The following is a 24,394-nucleotide window of genomic DNA, read 5'->3' as shown; positions in this document are numbered from 1 at the left end:
GATTTCATCGGGATTATCTTTACATGCTAAATTATATCGACCAAGCAAGTAAACAAGGTGGATGCGGCCCCCTGCTGGAGCATTCTGGCCCCTCTGCATCGCCGTTGCCGCTGCGACAACAGATTTTTCAGCATGTACGTTCAAACGGGCGCGCAGCGCGGGCGGATATAACACGCGCCCTACACATCAGCGCCGGCAGTGCCACAACCCTATCAGCCGAATTGATCGCATCAGGCATCTTGCGCGAAGTTTCCGAGCCCGTGCGCGACGCAGGCCGTGGTCGCCCACCCGTCGCCCTCGAGGTTGTACCAGAAGCGGCCTACGTCATTGGAATTAAACTATCTTTCAAACGCCATTCTGCAGTCCTGTGCGATTTCGCAGGAAACATCATCACCACCGCATCTGTACCCGCTTCAGATAAGCGCCGCAGCACGTCAGAATTGTTGGACGAAATCACAGGTCTCGTCTCGCGGGTCTGCGAAAAAAGCGGCGCACCGGATCGCCGGATCAATGCCATCGGTATCGGTCTTCCGGGGATTGTCGACAAGGATAGCGGCCTTATCAGGTGGAGCTCGCTTCTCCACGATCCCAATGTCGATCTCAAAACCGCATTTGGCGCGCGGCTTGATATGCCGCTGTTTATCGACAACGACACGAACATGCTGACCCTTGCGGAATTGTGGTTTGGCGTTGGCCGCCAGAAGGCTGATTTTGCTGTTGTCACAATTGAAAACGGCGTTGGCATGGGGCTCGTGGTGAACAACATGTTGTACCGCGGAACCCACGGTATGGGCCTCGAACTTGGGCATACAAAGGTACAGCTGGACGGTGCGCTATGTCGATGTGGCCAGCGCGGATGCCTAGAGGCGTACTTGGGTGACTACGCCCTGACCCGTGAAGCCGCGACCGCCCTTGATCGCGACGATGCCGACCTCAAAGACAAAGACGTCCTGCTGGAACTGCTGTTCGAAAAAGCAAAGGCCGGGCACGCCGCTGCTGAAACGATCTTCCGCCGCGCAGGGCGCTATTTGTCCATCGGCCTATCCAATGTGGTGCAATTGTTTGATCCGCCGCTGATCATCCTGTCAGGCAAACGAACGCGATATGACTATCTATATGCCGACGAAGTCTTGGCCGAGATGCAGAAATTAACGCTGACGCAAGGCCGCCAACCTTGTCAGGTCGAAGTCCATTTTTGGGACGATCTGGATTGGGCGCGTGGGGCCACGGTCCCTGCCTTGTCTGCGCTGACCGACACTATGGTCGGCGGGCTTGAGGTGCAAAACCTGTGATCCGCGCTGCCGTTCTTGCCTGCCTGCCCGTTGCGGCGTTGGCCGATCCGACATTTGAAGACCTGTCCGCGAACCTCCCTCAGCTGGTTTATGATGGCGGGTGGGAACACTTCGTTGGTGGCGGAATTGCAGTGTTTGATTGCAACGGTGACGCCTTGCCAGACGCATTTGCCGCAGGGGGTGAAAACCCTGCAAAACTGATCATCAACGAAGGAGGGTTTGCGTTTAGGGATGGTGCGATTGCGCCCCTTTTTGGTGTGACGGGCGCCTATCCGATAGATATTGACGCAGACGGGCATACCGATCTTTTTGTGCTGCGGGTCGGGGAAAACGCGGTTCTGCGCGGCGGGCCAGATTGCACGTTCCAGGAACAGACTGATCCGGTTTTGGCGGGGGGTGATCGTTGGTCCACCGCGTTTACCGCGTGGTGGGAAACGGGTGACAGTCGGCCCACATTTGCAGTTGGAAACTATGTTGATCGATCCGATCCAGATGGCCCGTTCGAAGCCTGTGACAACAACGCGGTTTTGCGCCCCCTCGGCGAAGGCTACGTTTCTGATGCCCTTACGCCCGGGTTTTGCCCGCTGTCGATCCTAGCGGCCAAAGATGCCCGCGATCGCCCGACGTTGCGGTTGTCAAACGACCGCCACTACTACGTTTCCGGCGGACGCGAACAGATGTGGGACATCGCAGACAAACGCTTTTTAGGCGAAGAGGATGGTTGGCCCGACGTGGCGCTTTGGGGCATGGGCATCGCCAGTCGAGATCTGAACGGGGATGGTCTGGACGATGTGATGCTTACATCAATGGGCGATCAATTGCTTCAGTTTTCCCAAACTGACGGCACCTACGCTGCGGCAGATTACAGCATCGGCACCTATTCCCAGCGTCCGCACATCGGCGATGACGGGCGGCCATCCACGGGGTGGCATGCGGAATTCGGCGATGTGGACAATGACGGGCGCGCTGATCTTTTCATCGCCAAAGGCAATGTTGACCAGATGCCGGGCATGGCGATGCGCGACCCAAATAACCTGTTGATGCAATCGCCGGACGGTACATTTCATGAGGCCGCCGCAACCGCTGGCGTCGCCACGACAGATCGGTCTCGCGGTGGGGCGTTGGTTGATTTTGACCTCGACGGGCGACTTGATTTGATCGTGTCGAACCGCCGCGCACCGCTTGAACTTTATCGAAACACGACCTCGCAAACAGGCAATTGGATGACAGTATCTCTTCAACAAAGTGGCGGAAACCGCGATGCCATCGGCGCGGAGATCACCGTTGAAACCGATGATATGCGCCAGTCGATCCAGCAGGTCATCGGCGGCGGGCATGCGGGTGGTCAGTTGTTACCGCGCCATTTCGGTTTGGGCACGGCAGAGGCTGCTACGATACAAGTGGACTGGCCTGATGGCACCGTGACGATAACAGACGCTATCGCAGGTGACCGGATCATGATTACCAAACCCTAGTCGGGGTTTGGAACATCCAACCCGCTCGGTACGGCGTTTGGCACACCCAACCGCCCTGCGACGCTTATTGGGTCGGTCAGGGTGTTCAAGAAGGCCACAATTTGCGTGATCTGCACCGGGGAAAACTCGACAGGATCGATCGTCACCGCAGCCGCAATCGCGCGGACCTGATCAAGATCAGCCATCACTGCGAAATCCTCCCCCTCAAAGTCAGGAAGGATGGCTTGGGCTGGATCATAGGCCAGCAGGCTTTCGGCGGGGTTCGTGTGCGCCGCAACAAAACCCGTCAAATCCGCGTGGGCACCAGCATGGCCATAGGGCGCAGTCAGCGCGACATTTCGCAAAGACGGCGTGCGAAAGGCGTAGCGATCCGCTTCTCGCCCTGTCACGCGAAACCGCCCGTCGTCGCGCATATGATCTTCGAAGGTGGCTGATTTTCCCGGGCCGATCTGGGGCGCTCCCATAACGTGAAACGCATGATCTGTCAGAAACGGACCATTGTGGCAGCTGGCGCACGCGCCTTGTCCATAAAACAGATCAAGGCCTGCTTGTTCTTGATCTGACAGGGCCCCTTCGCCGCGCAGAACCGCATCGAACGGGGCTGTATCCGATCGCCATTCATAGGCCACAAAAACCGCAATCGCGTTTGAGATGTCGGTAAACGCGATCTCATCCGCATTGTTCAAATGGGGATACACAGATAGGAACGCATCGACGTATTCAGGGATATCCGCAACGCGGCGCGCAAGCGTATCCCACGCGCCCCCCTGCCCGGTAATCAACCCTTGGCGAACCTTTCGACCAATTTCGTTTTCGCGGTGCGATCCGGCCATTTCATCACGGCTAAGAACGGGAAACATCGTTTGGGCTGACAGCACAGACGCGAACCCTTCGACCATGTCCGCGTCCATTGGCGTGCGAATACCATTGGGCAACGTTGCATCTGCTTCTAGCCGTCCATCGTGGAAAAGAACGGTGAATTCCTGCGCACCAAGGTTGAACAAAGCAGGTGAATTTCGCGGAATCCGTTCTTCGGGGACATTGCTTGGGTCAACGCGGCGATCAGGCCCTAACCCGATACCACCATCACCCAATGACAGTGAAACGGCATCGGACGTCCCGAAAGCAGGGTGGTGACAGGTCGCGCAGGCAATGTCCTTATTGCCTGACAAGATCGGATCATAGAACAACAGTTGGCCCAAAATGGCCTCTGCTGGATCGACGGCCGCATAGGCATCATCTGTCACCGGATTGGGCAACGGTCCCGCGATCACCGGGGCAGCCGTTAACGCCACAAAGAAAGTGATATGTTTCATGTTCATGCTGCGACCGTATGGGCGTCGCGGGCTTGCAACAAGGGGCGGCATACGAAAAGGGCCCGCAGTTGTTGCGAGCCCTTTCAGAAATTGTAACGAGACGGGTATTACTTACGCTTGCCGGTCGCTTTGTCGAAACGGTGCGCCAGTTCTGGCTTGATCGTAAAGCCGATCGTCTCACCTTTGGCGGCGGCCGGTGGCTTTTCCGTTTTCGCAATGAATTCGACACCGGTGGACGTCACAAGGTGAACAAGTGCATATTCACCAAGGTTTTCAACCAGCTCAAGCTTACCTTCAACGACGGAACCTTTGCTGGACGGCACCAGATGTTCCGGACGCAATCCGACTTCTTCGTCGGCGGTAATTGCCGCGCCCAAAACCTTGGCCGAATCTTTTGCCAGATCAACATCTGAAAAGAAGTTCATCTTCGGGCTGCCGATAAACTGCGCAACAAAGGCATTGTCCGGGCGTTCGTAAAGATCGATGGGTGAACCCACCTGTTCGATACGACCATCGCGCAAAACAACGATCTTGTCGGCCAGTGTCATGGCTTCGACCTGATCGTGTGTCACGTAAATCATCGTGTTGCCAAGGCGTTCGTGCAGGCGTGCGATTTCCAGACGCGTTTGCACACGAAGGGCAGCGTCGAGGTTGGAAAGCGGTTCGTCGAACAAGAAAACTTCGGGGTCGCGTACAATCGCACGGCCAATCGCGACACGCTGGCGCTGACCACCGGACAGGTTGCGTGGGCTGCGATCAAGGTACGTATCAAGTTGCAGAATTTTGGCGGCATCCTGGACGCGGCGATCAATTTCTTTGGGGTCCGTTTTGGCCTGCTTTAGACCGAACGCCATGTTCTTATAGACCGTCATATGCGGGTAAAGCGCGTAAGTCTGGAACACCATTGCAACGCCGCGTTTGGATGCCGCGACCTCGTTGACCACTGTGTCGCCAATCGCGACCGTGCCGTCAGAAATTTCTTCCAGACCGGCGATCATGCGCAGCAATGTGGATTTACCACAGCCTGATGGGCCAACAAATACGACGAACTCACCATCCACGATGTCGAGATCGACACCATGCATAACTTGCGTTTCACCATATTTCTTGACGACGTTACGAAGTGTCAAACCGGCCATTGTGTCTCCAATTCAGAAATTTCATGCCGAAGAATATCGGCGAAGTCAGGGTAAGTTTTGGGTAGATCGCCCCAAAGCTGTTTGCTTTGGATAAAGGCGTCCGTTCCGAGCAAGGATTTAAGATCATCCCAGCTAGGTTCGACGTATTTGAACGGGATCTTTCCCGCTGCGACGTGGGACGCAAAGACATGCCAGCTGGCAATGCTTCGGATGCTGTTGAGCGGCATAATGCCTTGCGCCAGACACCCCTCAAGCGTGGGGCGAATGAATATCGGGAACTTTGCCATGCCATCTGCACAGATGCGCGCGATGGTGTCACCGATTGCACGGTTGCTAAAGCGACGTGCGATGCTCTGCAGATAATCTTCTTTCGAAAACGGCAGATTGATCGTGATCGCTGGAAGAACCTCGTCTTTTTCGAACCCGTTGAAATGCGCCAACAGATCAGCGTCACGCATGGCTGCATCAAATGTTTCGATGCCTTTCAGCGCAGCAAGATAGGACAGGGCCGTGTGCCCGCCATTCAGAACCCGGATTTTGGTTTCTTCATAGGGATCGACGTCCGGCGTTACCGTCACGCCTGCGCGGGCAAGGTCGGGCATATCCGACGCGCGGCTGTCTTGTAGAACCCACTGGATAAAATCTTCGGCCATAATAGGGGACGCGACCTCGGTGCCGATCAGGGCAGTCAATTCAGTCACCAATTCCTGCGGGCTGCGCGGCGTGATCCGGTCCACCATGGAACATGGAAACGCAACATTCGTTTCGACCCATACCGCAAGACTGTCATCACCGCATGCCGCCAGATAGGCCAGCAAATTGCGGTGCAGCATCTTGCCGTTTTGGCGGATGTTGTCACAGCACGCGATGGTCAAAGGTGCGGCAATGGTGTCCATCCGCTTTTGCAACGCGGCACGTAGGTATCCGTAAACGCTTTCGGCGGTTCCACCTTTTGCTTCGGATGCGATCGTGGCGTCCGACAGGTTCAGGTTGCCATCCGGATCGGTGTAATAGCCGCTTTCCGTTACGGTGATCGTCACAAGGTGAACGGTCTCCAATGACAGCAAGCCTTCGGTATTGGCGCGGTCAATGCTCCAATCCTCAAAGGCGACGTGCGGACGCACACGGCGCAGATCAACTTCGCCATCGGAGGAATAGGATTTCAGGAAATACCCGTCGTGACGTTCGATATCGTCCGCGGCGGCCTGAAAATGCGGTGCTTCGGAACCGCGCAGGTTGACGGCAGCGATGCCCCAGCGCAGATCGCCGGACACGGCCATATAGTCATCCAGATACACCGCCTGATGCGCGCGGTGGAACGCACCAAAGCCAAGGTGAACAACACCAATCTGGCAGTCGGAACGCGCATATGTCGTGGCGTGGATCGGGGCATGCACGGCAGTGTTCATTGCGCGGCCTCCAGTTGTGGCACAAGATCTTTGCGGGCGATGTCACGATACTCCGACGGAGTCATCGATTTAACCTTCAAGAAATGGCGGTTGAAATTGGCGAGGTTTTTGAAACCCGCTTTGTGGCAAATTTCTGTGATCTGAAGCTCGGTCGCATAGAGCATACCGCAGGCTTCACCGATCCGTACCCGATTGACGAATTCAACGAAACGACGCCCCGTGACAGCCTGAAAATTGCGGCTGAATGTTTGCGGGCTCATCCCCGACAATTCGGCGGCGGTTTCGACTTTCAGGTTCTCGGCGAAGTGTTCGACGATGTAATCAATAACAATCGCGATGCGGGCATGGCGTGTGTCGCCGACATTTTGCTGCATCTTTACAAGCGACAGTTCTTTGGCAGACGGAATACCCGTGACGTAGGTCAAAAGCTCAATAAAGGCGAGCATCTGATAGGTTCCGGAAAGATCGCGCACCTGCACAAATTTGTTACGGACCCAGTCGAAATCAAAGTCAAAGAATTCCAACCCGGAACGCGACCTTTCGATAAGTCGCGATACGTCAGAAAACTCGCCGAAGGCGCTCGCGAGTTTGATGATCCGGTCCTGATCGAACTGGATAACCATGTCGCGGTGCGTCACTGGCCCGTCCCAAAATTCATCCGTAATCCAATTGTGGGGCAGGTTTGGGCCCGTCAAAAACAGCGATTTGGGACCAAAGTCACCGATGTAGTCGCCGACAAACGCTTTGCCTTGGGTGTCCAGAATCAAATGCAATTCGCATTCCTTGTGCGAATGCCAGCGGCACAACGGGTCCGGCCAGCCGTGTTCAAGATAACGAACGCTATGGGCGTTGGCCTCAAGGACTTCGATTTCTGGTTCAATGATGGACATGACCTATCTCAACACGTTGCCGCCATCGACACCGATGGTCTGGGCGGTCATATAAACGGATTGGTCACTGGCCAGAAACACAGCGGCGCGGGCAACATCGGACGGATGCCCCATATAGCCAAGCGGCACAGCGTCACCGACTTCGCGCTTCTTTTGGCCAAGCGGCTTGCCTTCAAACTTGGCGAACAGCGCATCAACGTCTTTCCACATCGGCGTGTCGATCACGCCGGGGCTGATCGCATTGACGCGGATTTTATGCGGCGCAACCGCAAGGGCCGCAGATTGCGTGTAACTGATCACGGCAGCTTTGGTCGCACAGTAATGGGCGACCAAAGCTTCACCGCGATGTCCTGCTTGGGAGGCAAGATTGATAATCGAACCCTGCTGCGTGTTCGCGACCATCGATTTGGCCGTTGCCTGCATCACAGCGTAAAAGGCCCGCACGTTAACGCCGAAAAGGCGATCATATTGATCCAGATCAGCTTCAAGCACCGAACCCATGTCAAAGATGGCCGCGTTGTTGAACAGGATATCTGGCTTAATGTAGGCAATCCAGTCGGCACATTTCGCAAGTTCAACATTGTCCAGAAGATCGAAGGTCTCATACGTGGCGGGACCATCAAAGCTGTCGGCAATATCGGTTGCATAGACTGTGGCACCAAGCGCGGCAAAGTGGTCTACCGCGCTTGCGCCGATGCCCCCGACGGCACCCGTGACCAAGGCAACTTTGCCGGTCAGGTCTGTGGGTGCCGCGTTTAGCATTACTTCACCGCTCCGAATGTGAGGCCTGCAACCAGCTGCTTTTGGCAGAACCAGCCGAGGATCACGATAGGTGCGATTGCTGCTGTAGACACCGCGGACAGGCGGCCAAAGAACAGACCCTCCGGTGCACGGTTGCCTTCGATCAAGGTCGACAAGGTTGCCGCATCAATCGTTGTCAGACGAACCGTCCAGTAGGCTTCGTTCCAGCAAAAGATAAACGTCAGCAGTGCTGTAGATGCGATACCACCCCATGCCAACGGGATCAGGATATCCTTAATCTCACCCCAGGTTGATACACCGTCCATCTTGCCGGCTTCGATGATCTCTTTCGGGATCTCTTTGAAGTACGTGAACAACATCCAGATCACGATTGGCAAGTTGATCAGGCACAACACCAAGATCACCAGGAAGTGCGTGTCATAGATGCCAAGCATGTTCTTCGTCAGGAATGTCATCGGGTACAACACGGCCGCAGCGGGCAGCATTTTCGTCGACAGCATCCACATCAGGATGTCTTTGGTGTGGCGAGACGGGTTAAAGGCCATCGCATACGCAGCGGGAACCCCGACAAACAAAGCGAATAATGTGGCGAAGGTCGATGTAATCACCGAGTTCGTCGCAAAGCGCCAGTAGTCATAGTTCTGCGTCATATTCGTGTAGTTTTCGAGCGTTGGCGTGAAGCGGAACAGAAATTCCGGCTTCACCGCATCCGCGTCCGTCTTGAAGCTGGTGAAAACCAACCAGAAGATCGGGAAGAAGAAGATGAGAGCAACAATCCATGCCATGACGGGCCATGCAAATTTGCCAAAGTTTGAGCGTTCGGTAACAGCTGCCATTGTCTTTTTCCCTAGTCCATCAAGCTTTTGCCAACCATGCGCAGCAAGAAGATTGCGATGATGTTGGCAAGGATTACGGCGAAAATGCCCGTGGCGCTTGCGGCACCAATATTGTTGTTGGCGAATTCGCCAATGAGATACGGAAGGTTCTTGTTACCACTACCGCGGCTCACGATTTCGATTTCTGCATAAAGCGACAGGTGGAAGATCGACTGGATCATCACCACAATCGCAATCGGGCGGGCCAGATGTGGCACTGTCAGGTTGATGAACTGCGACCATGGGGACGCACCATCAAGCGTCGCCGCCTCTTTTTGGCTTTCATCTTCGGATTGCAGCGACGTCATAAAGATCAGGACCGCAAAGGGTGTCCATTGCCAGGCAACCATCATGATGACCGCGTAGGCAGACGTTTGCGAGGCTCGGAAGGAAATGGGTTCAAGCGTTGGCCACAGGTTAAAGAAGGCGCCGAGAACCGGGAAGTCCCGCAGTCCATCGATCAGGTTATTGATGCCGCCAACTGCAAGACCCTGAAGGCCAAGCACCGGATCAAGGATCATGTTGATCCACAAAACCGCGTTCACCGCAGGCATAACAAAGAAAGGCGAAATCAGCAGAACGCGTACAATGCCACGTCCGGGGAAGTTACGATTGATCAGAACCGCAATCGCGAGACCCAGAAGCACCGTGATGATCAGGATACTACCAACGATCAAAACCGAGTTCTGAATAGCAAAGAGAAAATCCTTTGCTTTCAATACATAACCGTAGTTACCAAAGCCACGCCAGTTGCTGAGCGACGGCGACGTCCATTCGGGCCGGATGTTACTGTTCAACACATATCGGATGAACGAGAAATAGAGCGTCATGCTCAATGGAACCAACATCCAGATCAACAAGAGTATGACGGCTGGCGTTTGGAGGATGCGAGGGAGCGTTCTTTTGGACATAGCTCTGGTCACCTGTTCAGACGGGTTTCATTGAAATACTACGATAAGCGGGTAGTCGTTTAGCGAGCAGCACAACTAAAGCGTGCCGCGTACAAGCAAAGCGATCAAGAAAAATATTTGGGAATATCGGGCCCGGCTTTCGCAGCCGGACCCAACATTAGTCAGTCAAAGGGGTTTAGTAGTAACCCGCTTCGGACATGATTGCGTCTGCTGCAGACTGTGCTGCTGCGAGAGCTTCGTCCACAGATTTCGCGCCGGACAGTGCCGCTGCGATTTCTTGTGCAACCGCTGTACCCACTTCTGGGAATTCAGGGATCGCTGCGAACTGGACGCCTACGTATGGCTTGATGTCTGTGGCTTCTGGAGCCGCAGAGTTAATCGCTGCCAATTCGGCGTCTGCAAATGCTGCAGCTGCCTGGAATTCAGGGATCGCGTATGTGGATGTACGTGTACCTGTTGGAACAGAACCCCAACCGAAGTCTGGGTGGTTGCCGACAGCTTCGATGTACGCCTTGGATGTGGCCCACTCGATGAACGCTTTGGCTTCGTCTGTGTTGTCTGTACCTGTTGGAACAGCCATCGCCCAAGCCCAGAGCCAGTTTGCACCGACCGGGTTACCAGCGTTTGGAGACTGTGCGTATGCAACGCCGTCTACTTCAAGGAAAGAAGCAGCGATTGTCGCGTCAATCCACAGGCCACACTTGCCTTCGTTGTACAGAGCCAGGATTTCGTTGAAGGAGTTACCTTCGGAACCTGGAGGGCCGTATGTACCCAGCAGCTCAACGTAGAATTCTACAGCGGCTTTCCACTCGTCGGAGTCCAGAGCAGGACGCATGTCAGCGTCGAACCAAGCACCACCAAAGGAGTTAACCATTGTTGTGACGAACGCCATGTTGTCGCCCCAACCTGGCTTACCGCGCAAACATGCACCGTAAACGCCGTTGTCTGGGTCGTGCATTGCAGCAGCAGCTGCCATCACGTTGTCCCAAGAATCGTTGTCAGCGATGGATACGCCAGCAGCTTCTGTCAGGTCAGAACGGTACATAACCATGGACGATTCACCGTAGAACGGTGCAGCGTACAGAACGCCTTCTGCGGACAGACCGTTGCGCATTGCTGGCAGCATGTCGTCAACGTCGTACTCTGCGCTGAACTCAAGTGGTTCGATCCAGCCAGCTGCACCCCAGATTGGAGCTTCCTGCATGCCGATGTTGATGATGTCGTACTGGCCGCCACCGGTTGCTGTGTCAGACGTTACCTGCTCGCGCAGAACGCCTTCTTCCAGGGATACCCAGTTCAGTGTAACGCCTGTTTCTTCGGTGTATGCTTCTGCAACAGTCTGCATGTTGATCATGTGACCGTTGTTGACGATAGCAATCGTCAGCTCAGTTGCGTGACCGTCCGCGAAGGCAGTTGTTGCAGTCGCAACGCCCATGGACAGGCCGAGAGCCGTATTCAGTAAAGATTTCATGTTATTTCCTCCCAGAAATCACAGATTATATTTTTCTGTCAGACGACAATGGCGGATTAGATCGGCCTTCCGCAAATACAATTCGACCAATTATAGATACAAAATCTTCATTCTGACAGAAAAATGCCCAGTTTTGTGTACGGATTCGCGAAAGTTCGCTGATTAAAACGAATCGATGGACGGGCCGATTCTGTCCCAGACATGCACTTTTCGTATCACTGTTGCGCCTGTTGCCTAGTTTTGGACCCACTAGGCCAGCTCAGTGGTTTCGCTTCAAAATTGCTGCTCATTGCCCGTTGCCTTGCGCTTCGAACAGAGACGGATACGTGCATATGCAGCCTGAACTGCAGGGCACCAATGCAGCGCTAGACTGATCCGATCGCGTCGCGGCATCCCTTAGTCCAAATCAGGTTTGCCGCCCGCGTTACAGGATCAGACAGGTGTTCTGCCAAATCTGCGGGAAAGATTTCACGCACGGAAAGTAGCGCCGCAACACATTCAGTAGGCGAGGTGGCCATGTCAGTCAGCGCCTTTAACTTGTCGGCAAGAGGATCTCTCACATCAATCGGTTGTCCTGCTTCATCAATCCCAGACACGTAACGCATCCAAGCTGCGACAGACAGACACGCCATTGGCGCGGCCCGCCCCGTATCAAAGGCATCACGCACCGTTCCAAGCAGACGTTGCGGGAGCTTCTGACTGCCGTCCATCGCGATTTGCCATGTGCGGTGGCGGATGTTGGGGTTTGCGAAGCGATCAAACAACGCATCAGCGTAACTGCCCAAGTCCACACCATCGGGCGCCGTGACGGTTGGCATAATTTCCGCCCACAACGCGCGAACGAAACGGGCGAATACTGGATCTGCAACGGTGTCCGAAATTGTTTCGTGCCCCGCAAGATACCCAAGGTACGCAAGCGCTGAATGTGACCCGTTGAGCATCCGCAATTTCATATCTTCAAACGCACCAACATCGCGGACCAACTGCGCACCCGCGATGGCAAAGTCCGGGCGCATGTTGTCAACGAAATCATCCTCAATCGCCCATTGGGAAAACGGTTCATGCATCACGGGCGCTGCGTCATAGACGCCGGTGATCGCTTGGACCTTTTCAATGTCGACTGGCGTGGTGGCGGGGGTGATCCGGTCCACCATGGTGCAGGGAAATCGCCCGTGGGTGTTGATCCAGCGAGCAAGCTCTGGATCAATCATTTCGGCAAGTTCAAGCACCACACCACGTACCAGCCGTCCGTTTTGCGGCAGGTTATCGCAGGTCAGCACGGTGAAAGGGCGCGCGCCTGCGTGCATCCGCGCCTGCAAGGCCCGCACCAAAAACCCGAGTGTCGAAATGGGGATATCGTGGGCGAGGTCATGTTGGATATCGGGGTGATCGCGGTTCAATGCACCCGTTGCAGGATTGTGGCAGTATCCCTTTTCGGTCACGGTTAATGTCACAACCCTGACCGACGGATCTGTCATCGCATCCAATACGGCGTTTGGATTTTCGGGGGCCACCAACACATCATTCAGCACATCTATGATACGGGTACTATTCCCATCTGGGGCCAACGACATCGCCGTATAGGCCCACCCCTGATCGCGCAGTGCATCACGGGTGTCCGCACTGCGCAGGGACACACCGATCACGCCCCAATCACCGGCGGATGCCGTCATAGCATCCGCGATATAGGGACACCCGAACGCCCGGAAAAAAGCGCCAAGGCCAAGATGCACAATTCCCGTTCGGGCGCGCGGTGTGTCGGGGCGTTTCAGGCGCGGCGCTGTCAAAATTTATACGCCTGCTTGGCGAGGCCATAGGCCAGATCATGCGCGATTTCGGGTGCTTCATCCGCATCCAGCCGCCCCGTCGCGATCAAGGTTGCTAGAAACCCGCAATCAATGCGGCGGGCAACATCGTGACGCGCGGGGATAGAACAGAAGGCGCGCGTGTCATCGTTAAAGCCAACCGTGTTATAAAAGCCTGCTGTTTCTGTCGCCGTTTCGCGAAACCGCCGCATGCCTTCTGCGCTGTCGTGAAACCACCACGGCGGGCCAAGTTTTAAAGCGGGGTAAACGCCCGCCAACGGCGCGAGTTCACGCGGGATCGATGTTTCATCCAACGTAAAAACGATGATCGTCAAATCCGGTTCCTGCCCGACGGCGTCCAGAAGCGGCTTCAGCGCGTGCACATAGTCGGTGCGCGTCGGGATGTCGTAACCTTTGTCACGGCCAAACCGCCCCATGATCACATCGGAATGATTGCGAAACGATCCGGGATGAATTTGCAGAACAAGGCCGTCATCAAGGCTCATCCTTGCCATTTCAGTTAGCATATGACCGCGAAAGACATCCGCCTCGTCTGCGGAGCACGTGCCGGACAGGGCTTTGTCGAATAGGGTTGCCGCGACGTCTGCGGGTAAATCCTCGGTACGAGCAGTCGGGTGACCATGATCAGATGACGTAGCACCATATCTTTTGAAAAAAGCGCGCCGGTTCCGATGCGCAGCGAGGTAGCCCGCCCATGTTGTCGTGTCCTCGCCCGTTAGCGCGCCTAGCGTTTCCACGTTGTCAGCAAAGCCGTCAAATTCAGGATCAATCACGGCGTCAGGGCGATACGCGGTGACGACTTTGCCACCCCAACCCGATGCGCGGATCATGTCGTGCCAGCGCAGATCGTCTATCGCACTTTCCGTGGTTGAAATCGCTTCGATGTTGAACTTTTCAAACAATGCACGAGGTCGGTAAGCGTTCTGAGTGAGACACTCTGAAATTCGATCATAAACCTCATCCGCCGTTTTCGGCGACAACCGTTCGGTCACGCCGAAGACATCCTGTAAGGCGTGATCGACCCAGATGCGCGACGGTGTTCCGCGAAACAAATAGTAATTGTCTGCGAACAGGCGCCAGATTTTGCGGGGGTCTTGTTCGATCGGGCCGCCGTCCACACGTGGAACGCCCAGCGCCTCTAGCGGAATACCTTGGCTGTGCAGCATCCGAAACAGATAGTGATCCGGTGTAACCAGCAACTGGGCAGGGTCGGCAAAGGGTTTATTCTCCGCGAACCATCGCGGGTCTGTATGGCCATGGGGGCTGATGATCGGCAGGTCGTGTACATCACTGTAAAGTGCGCGCGCAATGTCGCGCACCGATGTTTCAACCGGGAACAAACGATCTTCATTTAAGAACGTCATTGTGCTCTCCCTTTCAATCCGTAATCTGGTATCCTAGTCATCGTGAACCACGCTGTCACGCCCTTCCCTGACGCCCGACCGGAGATTTCAGCCATGCCAACACCCAAACCCGTTGCCGATAGTATTATCGCGCCGATGTCTTTCCCCCGCGCCGGAGGAGGCGAGATTACTGTTGGCGGTCAAAAGTACAATTGGACCTTACTGGTCGTGTATCGCGGGAAACACTGCCCAAGATGTAAAAGATACCTCACCATTCTGGATGGCATGCGCAACGACTGGACCGCGGCGGGTTTTGACATCGCGGTGGTGTCGGCTGACACGCAAGAAAAGGCACAAGCGGATCAAGAAGAATTCGGTTGGGGCTTTGATTTGGGTTATGATTTGAACGAAGCGCAGATGAACCTGTTGGGCCTTTACGTGACAGAACCCTTATCCGCGAACGAAACTGATCGTCGGTTCGCCGAGCCGGGAACATACGTTTTACGCCCAAACGGGAGCCTGATCGCCGTTTCAATCTCTAACGGTCCAGCTGTGCGCCCCGACTTGTCCGAACTGCTTGATGGGATGATTTTCAACAAGAAGAACGACCGCCCTGCACGCGGCACAGTGTAGTATCAGCGCCTGTTCTGACGTGATCGCAATGTGTCGGGACTGAATTTATTGACTCTGAGTCAAACTGAAAATACTAGTATACTTGTTGGCAGGTACGGCTCGATCCGTTGGATAAGTCGACCTGTTCGAACCAAACGTATCTGGGAGGATCAAATGACCAAAGCTATCACACTTCGCAGCGCCTTGTTTGGCAGCTGCCTTGCCCTCGCGGCGACCACCGTTTCAGCGCAAGAATTGCGCGGCTGGAACATCCACGTAGAAGATTATCCCGTCTCCATCGCGATGGAATCATTCGCGGACGCAATCGCCGAAGCAACAGACGGTGAACTCACCGCCAAAGTGTTCCACAACGGTGTTCTGGGCAGCCAGCCCGACGCAATTGAACAGATTCGCCTTGGCGTAATCGACTTTGGTGAATTCAGCCTCGGGCCGATGGGAACATCTGTTCCAGAAACCAACGTCGTGTCCCTGCCCTTCATCTTTTCCAGCATTCCACAGATGTATGAACTGATGGACGGCGAAGTTGGCGACGCAATCGGCGCTGGCATGATCGAGCGCGGCATCGTTCCACTGGGTTGGTATGACGCCGGTGCACGTTCTTTCTACAACTCCGTTCGCCCAATCAACACACCGGCTGACGTTGAAGGCCTGAAAATCCGCGTGATGAGCAATGATCTGTTTGTTCAGATGGTTGAATCCATGGATGGCAACGCAACGCCAATGGCATTCGCCGAAGTGTACCAGTCAATTCAGACTGGCGTTGTGGACGGTGCGGAAAACAACCCGCCCTCCTATGAATCCACATCCCACTACGAAGTCGCGGCGTTCTATTCTTTGACAGAGCACCTTATCATTCCTGAATGCCTGTGCATGTCCAAAGTATCTTGGGACAAGCTGACACCAGAGCAGCAGGACATCGTGATGACAGCAGGCCGCGAGAGCGCCGATCTGCAGCGCGAGTTGTGGCAGGCCCGTGAAGCGGCTTCCATGGAGATCGTTCAGGCAGGCGGCACAGTGGTGAACACCATCGAAGACAAAGGCCCATTCCAGGATGCAATGGCACCAGTCTATGATGGTTTCCTCGAAGCGAACCCTGATCTTGCTGACCTTGTGAACATGATCCGCGACGCAGGCTAACCCCCTGCCGCAAACAAACCGGCGGCCGGCGTACATTTGCAACGCGGGCCGCCTTACGACCAACCCCAAGAAAAACACGAGGCGAGTATGAGCGGTCGAAAGTCCTTGATTGATCGGTGCGAAACCGTTCTAGGCGCCGTCCAATGGTTGAGCATTTTTACCGCCTCGGTCGCCCTTGTTATTTTGATTGTTACGTTCGGCTGGTTGGTATTTGGCCGCTACGTCTTGAACGTCACCCCAACGTGGGTCGAACAACTTGCCCTTTTGTTGATCTGCTACATCGCCTTTCTTGGCGCTGCGGCGGGCGTACGTGATGACACCCATCTTGGCGTGTCCTTGTTCCGCGATATGCTGCCCATCAGCATCCAGAAGGTCATCATTGTGATCATTGATTTCATCCTTGCCGGGTTTGGCATCATCATGGTTCTGGCCGGCGTCACGTTGATGCGGTTTGGGTGGGATTCTTATCTTCCCATGCTCAACATTCCTGAAAGTTTCCGAACGCTGGCGATCACGCTGTGCGGTGTTTTGATCGTTCTTCATGCGGGATCCCGCGGCATCATCCGGCTTGCGACGTTCACGCAATGGACCCCTTACCCCGATTTGCAGGAGTCCTGATATGGGCCTGACCATCCTAATGCTTGTCTTCGGTGTCGGTGTTGTCATCGGCATGCCCGTCGCCTTTGCCATGGGCATCGCTGCCGCATCCGCGTTCTGGTACGAAGGCTTTCCGATGTTGATCACGTTCCAGCGTGCGACGGCTGGTGTATCTGTGTTCTCACTGCTCGCCATTCCGTTCTTCGTGCTGGCCGGTGAAATCATGTTGCATGGCGGGATCGCGGTGCGACTGGTGAAACTGGCATCCGCGCTTGTTGGTCACCTCAAAGGCGGCCTTGCGATGGTGAACATTTTCTCATCCATGCTGTTTGGCGGTATTTCGGGATCTGCGGTCGCAGACATTTCTGCGCTCGGTTCGATCCTCGTGCCCGTAATGAAAGAACGCGGGTATCGCCCTGACTTCGCGGTAAACGTCACGGTGACGTCTTCAATCGCGGGCATCGTCATTCCACCTAGCCACAACATGATCATTTTTGCCGTGGCCGCTGGTGGTGGTTTGTCTGTTTCCAAACTGTTTCTTGCAGGTGTCATTCCCGGGATGATCATGTGCGCCAGCCTTGCGATTGCGGCCTATGTCTTGTCGATCAAACATAATTACCCGGCTGAACCGTTCCCCGGTTGGGGTGAGGTCGGCCGCAGTGCGGCGGATGCGATCCCTGGTTTTTTGACGGCTGTGATCATCGTTGGCGGCACCCTGTCCGGTGTCTTTACTGTGACAGAATCCGGTGCGTTCGGCGCGATCTATGCGATCCTGTTGACCACGTTCTATTACCGCAGCCTGACATGGAAATCCTTTATCCTCGCCGTCACGGGAACTGTGCGTACGACGTCGATGGTCATGATCCTCATCGCGTTCGCCAGTTCATTCGCCTATCTGCTTGCCCTGTATCAAGTGCCCGCGCGTCTTAGCGATGCTTTGGTTACGATTTCGGACAATCCGATCATTATCCTGCTGATGATCAATGTGATCTTGCTGATCCTGGGAATGATCATGGATATGGCCGCGTTGATCCTGATTTGCACACCGATCTTCCTGCCTATCGCCAAGGGGCTTGGCATGGACCCAACACAATTCGGCATCATGATGTTGATGAACCTTGGCCTTGGCCTGTGCACACCACCTGTCGGAACCTGTCTGTTCGTTGGCTGTGCTGTGGGTAAAATCAAAATCGAAGAGGCGCTGAAATCCATCTGGCCGTTCTATTTGGCGATCCTTGGTGCGTTGATCCTTGTCACGTATGTGCCTGCCGTGTCGTTGTGGTTGCCATCTGTGGATCTGTCGGTTCTGAAATTCTGGTAGGGGTTTACGGGGTCGCCTAAACGATCTCTGCCAGCTTCAGCCGTTGGATTTTGCCTGACGGACCTTTGGGCAATTCAGCCATGAAATGAACCCGCTCAGGCGATTTGAACGCGCCAAGCCGTTTGACGCACAATGACAAAAGATCAGCCTCGGCCAGCGTTGATCCGTCGCGAATTGCGACCGCTGCTTCGACCCGTTCACCGTATTGCGCACAGGGACGAGCAAAGGCTGCGGCCTCAACGATGTCGTTGTGGCTGTACAGCACTTCGTCAATTTCGCGCGGGGCGATGTTCTCGCCGCCTTTGATGATCAGTTCTTTCAGACGGCCGGTCACGAAGACATAACCGTCATCATCCATCCGCCCCAAATCGCCGGTGCGCAGCCATTCCCCCGCGAACGTGACCGCTGTCGCATCTGGATTATGGAGGTATTCGCGCATGACATTGGGGCCGCGAACTGCAATTTCGCCTTCGGACCCACGTGGCGCCTCGGTCAGGTCCGCCGTTAGAATCCGCACTTCATTGCCAAAACCAATCCCCGGTGATCCGATCTTGCGCACACCGGGTGGCAAGGGATTGGACAGAATTTGCGCAGCGGTTTCGGTCAGACCCATCGTTTCAATGATCGGCACACCAAAACGGGTTTCGAATGCAGTCTGTGTTTCTACAGCCAAAGCCGATGATGCAGAACGCCCGAACCGCAATCGCGCGCGTGCAGTGTCCGCAGGGTCGATCGCACCATGAAGCAGATGACTGATGATCGTCGGGACAACGGAAAACCAAGTGGCCTGCCCCGTTTCAATTTGGCCCCAGAAATTACTGGCCGAGAACTTGGTCACCATAGCCAATGATCCGCCAGACACCAAAGCGCTCATGACTGTCACGCACAGCCCGTTGATGTGATAGATCGGCAAGACGCAAAACCCACGATCTTGCGCGGTAAGCGCATGCGCAACGGCAGTGGTCCAGCCCCCGGCCAACAGGCTGGCATGGCTATGCACGACACCCTTGGGTTTTCCTGTTGTGCCCGATGTATACATTAACAGCGCATGATCATCTTCGGCGATGTCATGCAGCTCAGCTTCATTTGTAAGATCGACGGGCCGCAGTTCAGCAACGCCGTCAGGCGCGGTTTCAGTAAAGGCTTGTCTTTGGTTGGGATGCACGAAGGCAAACCGCGCGCCAGAATGGTCCAGCGCGTAAGAAATCGCATCAGGCCCCGCCGCCAGATTGATCATCGTCGCGCGAAATCCGCCGTAAAGCGTGGCATAAGTTGCAATCAGACCCTCGCGCCCGTTGGGATGAATGATCGCAACGCTTTCACCTTTTGCGATGCCCAAGCCGGACATTTTGCGCGCGATTGTGCGCGCCTCATCGCGCAGGGTCACCCATGTAAGCACCTCACCGGTGTCGGGGAATACGACCGCCGTGCCCGTCCCGTCTGCTCGCGCGTTGAGCCAGTCACGCACGGTGCCTTCGGGTGGGGATGCGGGATCAAAGATCATTTACCGACTTGGCCCCAATAATCGCCAAAGATGTCTTCTAGGCTGGGTTCGCGTGGCGGGATTTCACGCACGATTTTGGTGCTTTGGATAAAGTGTTTCCAATGCAGATTATCATCGATGGAATTGCCCCCCCACGACCCGCACCCCATGGACAGCGAAAACGGCATTCCGTTGTTGAACGCGCCGCCCGTGGCGAAAGTATGCGCTTGATTGACGATCACGCGGCTGGTCGGGATCGACGTGGCCAGCGTCAGCGGGCGGGTATCATCGGCGGTGTGGATGCCAACCGAATGGCCTGCCCCTTGGTGCAGTTGGATCTTACGAGTGATACCGACTGCCGCATCGAAATCGCGGGCGCGGTAAACGGTAAGAACGCGGCTGAGTTTTTCACCAGACAACGGGAATTCAGGCCCGATGCCTTTGGTTTCGACCGCGATATATTGCGTGTCGGCGGGAACTTCGTCCGTGAGGCCGAGCGCCTCAATCATCTCGCTGGCGTCGCGGGCAATGGCGCGGGGGTTCAGATGGCCTTTGACCCAAAGGGTGCTGGTGATCTTACTGTCATCGGTGATCAATGCGCCGCCTGTTTTGGCCATTTCAGCCACGAACGCATCATAAATTTCATCAACCACGACGATAGAATTTTCCGAGCTGCACGACGTAGCGTTGTCAAACGTCTTGGACGCCGCGATTTTCTGTGCGGCCGCTTCTAGATCGGCGGTTTCATCAATGATCACACAGACATTACCCGCGCCCACAGCCAAGGCAGGCGTGCCGCTCGTGTATGCGCGTTTCACGTTGTTCTGGCTGCCCGTCACGACGATCAAATCGGAAACCTCTAACAGGCGTTGTGTCTTTTCCTTTGATCCACGCCCCGGGACCATTTGAACAAGGTCATGATCAAGGCCCAGCTTGTCGAATTCCGCATAGATGTAACCCAACAACGCCTCACACGTGGGCACGCCTTTGGGGGACGGCGACACGATGATGGCGTTGCCGCATTTCAGCGCGTTGATGATGTTGTTGGCGGGGGTTGCACCGGGGTTGGTTGAGGGCACGACGGCGCCAATCACACCGATGGGGCGGGCGATTTCGGTGATGCCGGTTACGGGATCATCGCTGATAATGCCAAAGGTGGCGGCATCTGCGATATCGCGCATCAGCCCCAGCGTCTTGCGGTGGTTCTTGGTGATCTTGTCGGCCACATTGCCAAGGCCTGTCGTTTCAACGGCCAATTCAGCGAGGTGTTTGTTGCGGGCGGGTTCCATGATCGCCCAGGCGACAGCCTGCGCAGCGCGGTCGTATTTTTCCTGCGATCCACCGGATTCAAACGCGGCTTGGGCCACGCGGGCGCGTGCGACAATTGTTTCGACGTCTGCGATGTCGGCAGCGATGGGATCGGCGGTGGTCATATTCATTCCTTTGGTTTGACGGGGCCACAGATGCGGCCCCGCCCGAGTGCGGATTCTTTGCGCTTAGAGGTCGGCCAAAAGAGCCTCAAGGGTCACTTGGCGCTGTGCCCACATTTCAAGAACCTCATCACGGTTCATGATGTGCATTGGCGACCCACCTGCTTCCATGCGGGACGCAACGCGACCATTTTCGAACATTGTCGGAACGATTGCTGCAAGATGGTCAATGATCGGCTGTGGCGTACCTGCTGGCACCATGACACCGCGGTAGTTCACGGAGGCATTGTCGATCTCATAGCCCTGTTCCATCATTGTTGGAACGTCATCGATGAAGGAATTGCGCTCCACGTCAAACACGCCGAGGATTTTGACGGTCCCTGCTTCACGTGCACGGAATGCATCGGACAGATTGTTCACGCCGCCCAGAACTTCGCCCGCGATCACAGCGCGCATGGCACCGGCACCACCAGCGTTATTGGGGATATAGGCGAGCTGTACACCTGCGGCTTTTTCAAGCTGAAGGGCTGCGATGTGGTGACCCACGAACAGGCCAGCGCCAGAGAATGTCAGACCGCCAGGATTAGCCGTCGCATATGCGATCACGTCTTCCATGGAGTTAAATTCGCTGTCCGCACCCACAACAAACACCGCAGGGTCTGCACCCCAATTGGCGATGGGTTCAAAGCTGTCGGTGGAATAGGACACGCCGCCCTCGATGGACTGCGCGATAAAGTGGGGCACGTTGTACGCGCCCAATGTATAGCCGTCCGCATCAGCCTGCGTGGCAAGCCAGTTCCAACCCACGCGGCCACCGGCGCCGGACTTGTTCAGGATGGCGACAGGCATGTTCAGCGCGTCTTCGTTGCCAGCTGTCATCGTTACGATGCGGGCCTGAAAATCTGTGGCCCCACCGGCGCCATAGCTGACCATCATCATGATCGGGCGTTCGGGGTAATCTCCGTGGCCTTCGGCCATCGCCGTACCTGTCATCGCCGTTAGCGCGATCACCGCGCCTGCAATCCATTTTTTCATTTTAGTTCTCCCTAGGTTTAGACCCCAAAACCGCCTCCCGCAGCTTTAGGAAAAAATCTCTCTCGGTGTGAATACGTTAAGCAACATCGCAAAGAGACCGTACATGACCGCCATAAATCCGGCAGTGATTAAGACCCGTTTGATCCATGTTTTTGGCGCGTTGTGCGGCGCGGGATCATAGAGGGTAAGTAGTATGAAAAAGGCGATTGTGGTGGCCGTATAAAACCCCAGCTCCTTGGCCGCCCAGAACGCGTAAACCAATGTGACGATAAGGCCGGGCAGCAGATTGCGCATGTCAGACCCGCTCAGGCCTTGGCCAACTTTGGTCCGCCCAAGCACGGCCTTCGCGAACGTCCAGATCGCCAGCACTGCAAACACCGTCGCAATCAGACGTGGAAAGACGAACGCACCTGCTGGTTCCTGAGTATAGCTGATGTAGGCCACCGTCATACCAATGGCCGCAATCGCGCCCGAGGCGATGATGTGTTGGGTGCGGGGAAGATCGCTCATGCGCTTGCGTCCTCTTTTGTGGTGTAGCGGCGCTGGCGCAGTTCCATCCAGACCGAATAGCTGATTGAGGCGATGACGATCACGATCAGTAGCCAGTTGAGCCAGCCGGTAAAGAAGTAGGTCATTTGGCCCACTGTCGCATTGGCGATCATCGCGCCCTGCATAAAGTTGGCTTCTGCGATCGGTCCGAGAATCAGGCCCAACACCAGTGGGGCGGCAGAAAATCCGAAGCGTTCAAGGAAATGCATGGCCAAACCAAGCGATGCCATGACGTAAACATCCCCCATGGAGTTTTGCACCGAATAGCTGCCGAATACCGCCAACCCTAGGACGACTGCGGCCATCACAGCGCGCGGCACGCGGGCGACGTTGGCGGCCCAACCAGCGATCATCAGGCCGAAGACACACATAAGGATTTGCCCGATCAGCATGGAGTTGATGAACGGCCACACGACCTGCGGGTATTGCGTGAACAGCGCCGGACCCGGGAAAATGCCATGGATCAACAGACCACCCAGCAGGACGGCAGCGGTGGGAGATCCGGGGATCGACAGCGTCAGCAGCGGAACAAGCGACGGTCCGACCATGGCGTTGTTCGCGCTTTCGGCGGCGATGACACCTTCGGGATGGCCGGTGCCGAATTTATCGGCCTCGGGGCTCATCTTTTTGGATTGATCATAGGCGACGAGGCCCGCGATCTGTCCGCCCACACCGGGGATTAGCCCGATGATAGAACCGACGGCGGTGCCGATGCCCAGCGCGCGTTTGCGGTTAAATATCTCTCGGAAGGCAGCGCCGATGGGGTGGCGTTGCACGGTTATGATTTCGGCGTCCACATTGGCGCGGCCTTTGGCGAACATCGAAATGACCTGAGGTATCGCAAACAGACCGATCAGCGCGGGGATCACGTTAATCCCGCCGCCCAACGCAGGGTGAAAGATGAACCGCTGCGCGCCCATGATATCGTCAAACCCGATTGTCGCCAGCCACAAACCGATACAACCCGACAACAACCCCTTAACAACCGAGCTTGAGTCCAGCGTCCCGATAACCGTGACGCCCAGAATAGCGAGCCAGAACAGCTCCGACGGACCGAACGCCAGCGCCCATGTAGCAAGAACGGGCGTGAGGAAGATCAGAAGGAACACACCAAATAGGCCACCGATTGCCGACGCAATAAAAGACAATTGCAGCGCCTTCGCGCCTTGGCCGTTCTGCGCCATCGTGTGCCCGTCCAGCGTCGTGGCGATGTTGGCGGGCGCGCCCGGAATTTTTAACAAGATGGCACTGACTGCCCCGCCCGCAACGGTAGACGTATAGGCAGCACCCAGCAGGATCAGACCTTGTTGAGGTTCCAATTTGAAGGTGAACGGGATCATCAAGGCGACCGTCATTGTCGGGGACAAACCCGGTGTCGCACCAAGGATCAAGCCTCCGATCGTGCCCAGCAACAGCAGCCCGAAATTAATCGGGGTGAACACATCGCCCATGTAGAACAGGAATTCCAAGTGCCTCGGGCCTCCTCACCTTTGCAGTTGA

Annotated in this window: 21 protein-coding genes; 6 read left to right on the top strand and 15 right to left on the bottom strand. The window is 55.7% G+C overall.

The features are described 5' to 3' along the window. Window positions 1-23: 23 nt before the first annotated feature. Together L0664_RS00440 and L0664_RS00435 are read left to right on the top strand one after the other, a co-directional pair. Window positions 24-1,292 carry an ROK family protein gene (locus tag L0664_RS00440; protein ID WP_235223651.1) on the top strand — a complete coding sequence of 423 codons (1,269 nt, stop codon included), beginning with the start codon at window positions 24-26 and terminating at the stop codon, window positions 1,290-1,292. Continuing rightward, on the top strand, window positions 1,289-2,767 hold the full coding sequence (locus L0664_RS00435) for a CRTAC1 family protein (RefSeq protein ID WP_235223650.1): 1,479 nt from the start codon (window positions 1,289-1,291) through the stop codon (window positions 2,765-2,767). The genes L0664_RS00440 and L0664_RS00435 overlap by 4 nt, the downstream gene beginning before the upstream one ends. Here L0664_RS00435 and L0664_RS00430 read toward each other — a convergent pair. The 10 genes from L0664_RS00430 to uxaC form a co-directional block, all read right to left on the bottom strand. Then, a complete protein-coding gene (locus tag L0664_RS00430) occupies window positions 2,764-4,083 on the bottom strand; it encodes a cytochrome-c peroxidase (protein WP_235223649.1) in 1,320 nt (439 codons plus the stop codon). The two genes, L0664_RS00435 and L0664_RS00430, sit on opposite strands and share 4 nt — an antisense overlap. A 107-nt stretch (window positions 4,084-4,190) precedes the next feature. Continuing rightward, on the bottom strand, window positions 4,191-5,222 hold the full coding sequence (locus L0664_RS00425) for an ABC transporter ATP-binding protein (protein WP_235223648.1): 1,032 nt from the start codon (window positions 5,220-5,222) through the stop codon (window positions 4,191-4,193). After that, window positions 5,210-6,631: a mannitol dehydrogenase family protein gene (locus L0664_RS00420; protein WP_235223647.1), complete on the bottom strand. Its 1,422-nt coding sequence runs from the start codon at window positions 6,629-6,631 to the stop codon at window positions 5,210-5,212. The genes L0664_RS00425 and L0664_RS00420 overlap by 13 nt, the downstream gene beginning before the upstream one ends. Further along, window positions 6,628-7,521, bottom strand: coding sequence for a helix-turn-helix domain-containing protein (locus L0664_RS00415; RefSeq protein WP_235223646.1), 894 nt, complete (start codon window positions 7,519-7,521; stop codon window positions 6,628-6,630). The genes L0664_RS00420 and L0664_RS00415 overlap by 4 nt, the downstream gene beginning before the upstream one ends. 3 nt (window positions 7,522-7,524) lie before the next feature. Then, window positions 7,525-8,283, bottom strand: coding sequence for an SDR family oxidoreductase (locus L0664_RS00410; RefSeq protein ID WP_235223645.1), 759 nt, complete (start codon window positions 8,281-8,283; stop codon window positions 7,525-7,527). Further along, window positions 8,283-9,119, bottom strand: a complete 837-nt coding sequence (locus L0664_RS00405) for a carbohydrate ABC transporter permease (protein WP_235223644.1) — start codon at window positions 9,117-9,119, stop codon at window positions 8,283-8,285. Before L0664_RS00405 ends, L0664_RS00410 begins: the two co-directional genes overlap by 1 nt. An 11-nt stretch (window positions 9,120-9,130) precedes the next feature. Beyond that, complete coding sequence (locus L0664_RS00400; protein ID WP_418888003.1) at window positions 9,131-10,006, bottom strand: carbohydrate ABC transporter permease; 876 nt, start codon at window positions 10,004-10,006, stop codon at window positions 9,131-9,133. 238 nt (window positions 10,007-10,244) lie between these two features. Continuing rightward, window positions 10,245-11,540, bottom strand: a complete 1,296-nt coding sequence (locus tag L0664_RS00395; protein WP_235223642.1) for an ABC transporter substrate-binding protein — start codon at window positions 11,538-11,540, stop codon at window positions 10,245-10,247. 365 nt (window positions 11,541-11,905) lie between these two features. After that, window positions 11,906-13,327 (bottom strand): mannitol dehydrogenase family protein, encoded by a 1,422-nt coding sequence (locus tag L0664_RS00390; protein ID WP_235223641.1) that lies wholly within the window; start codon window positions 13,325-13,327, stop codon window positions 11,906-11,908. Beyond that, a complete protein-coding gene (uxaC, locus tag L0664_RS00385) occupies window positions 13,324-14,730 on the bottom strand; it encodes a glucuronate isomerase (protein WP_235223640.1) in 1,407 nt (468 codons plus the stop codon). Before uxaC ends, L0664_RS00390 begins: the two co-directional genes overlap by 4 nt. Window positions 14,731-14,823: 93 nt before the next feature. Between uxaC and L0664_RS00380 the strand changes: the two genes are divergently transcribed. From L0664_RS00380 to L0664_RS00365, 4 genes are all read left to right on the top strand, one after another. After that, window positions 14,824-15,342, top strand: coding sequence for a redoxin domain-containing protein (locus L0664_RS00380; RefSeq protein ID WP_235223639.1), 519 nt, complete (start codon window positions 14,824-14,826; stop codon window positions 15,340-15,342). Window positions 15,343-15,495: 153 nt separating this feature from the next. Further along, window positions 15,496-16,479 (top strand): TRAP transporter substrate-binding protein, encoded by a 984-nt coding sequence (locus L0664_RS00375; RefSeq protein ID WP_235223638.1) that lies wholly within the window; start codon window positions 15,496-15,498, stop codon window positions 16,477-16,479. 87 nt (window positions 16,480-16,566) lie between these two features. Next, window positions 16,567-17,097, top strand: a complete 531-nt coding sequence (locus L0664_RS00370; RefSeq protein ID WP_235223637.1) for a TRAP transporter small permease — start codon at window positions 16,567-16,569, stop codon at window positions 17,095-17,097. 1 nt (window position 17,098) lies between these two features. Then, a complete protein-coding gene (locus tag L0664_RS00365) occupies window positions 17,099-18,397 on the top strand; it encodes a TRAP transporter large permease (protein WP_235223636.1) in 1,299 nt (432 codons plus the stop codon). A 16-nt stretch (window positions 18,398-18,413) separates the two neighbouring features. On the opposite strand, the gene L0664_RS00360 is transcribed toward L0664_RS00365, so the two are convergent. The 5 genes from L0664_RS00360 to L0664_RS00340 form a co-directional block, all read right to left on the bottom strand. Further along, window positions 18,414-19,901 (bottom strand): AMP-binding protein, encoded by a 1,488-nt coding sequence (locus L0664_RS00360; protein ID WP_235223635.1) that lies wholly within the window; start codon window positions 19,899-19,901, stop codon window positions 18,414-18,416. Further along, window positions 19,898-21,313, bottom strand: a complete 1,416-nt coding sequence (sauS, locus tag L0664_RS00355; protein WP_235223634.1) for an acylating sulfoacetaldehyde dehydrogenase — start codon at window positions 21,311-21,313, stop codon at window positions 19,898-19,900. The genes L0664_RS00360 and sauS overlap by 4 nt, the downstream gene beginning before the upstream one ends. 63 nt (window positions 21,314-21,376) lie before the next feature. Then, window positions 21,377-22,345, bottom strand: coding sequence for a tripartite tricarboxylate transporter substrate binding protein (locus L0664_RS00350; RefSeq protein WP_235223633.1), 969 nt, complete (start codon window positions 22,343-22,345; stop codon window positions 21,377-21,379). Window positions 22,346-22,390: 45 nt separating this feature from the next. Then, the gene (locus tag L0664_RS00345) at window positions 22,391-22,855 is read right to left on the bottom strand and encodes a tripartite tricarboxylate transporter TctB family protein (RefSeq protein ID WP_235223632.1); all 465 of its coding nucleotides are present in this window, start codon (window positions 22,853-22,855) and stop codon (window positions 22,391-22,393) included. After that, a complete protein-coding gene (locus L0664_RS00340; RefSeq protein WP_235223631.1) occupies window positions 22,852-24,363 on the bottom strand; it encodes a tripartite tricarboxylate transporter permease in 1,512 nt (503 codons plus the stop codon). The genes L0664_RS00345 and L0664_RS00340 overlap by 4 nt, the downstream gene beginning before the upstream one ends. Window positions 24,364-24,394: the final 31 nt, after the last annotated feature.

The sequence above is a fragment of the Octadecabacter dasysiphoniae genome, from assembly GCF_021532615.1.
GTDB classification, from domain to species: domain Bacteria; phylum Pseudomonadota; class Alphaproteobacteria; order Rhodobacterales; family Rhodobacteraceae; genus Octadecabacter; species Octadecabacter dasysiphoniae.
Note: the sequence above shows the minus strand (reverse complement) of the source record. Positions and strands in the feature narration are given on the sequence as shown.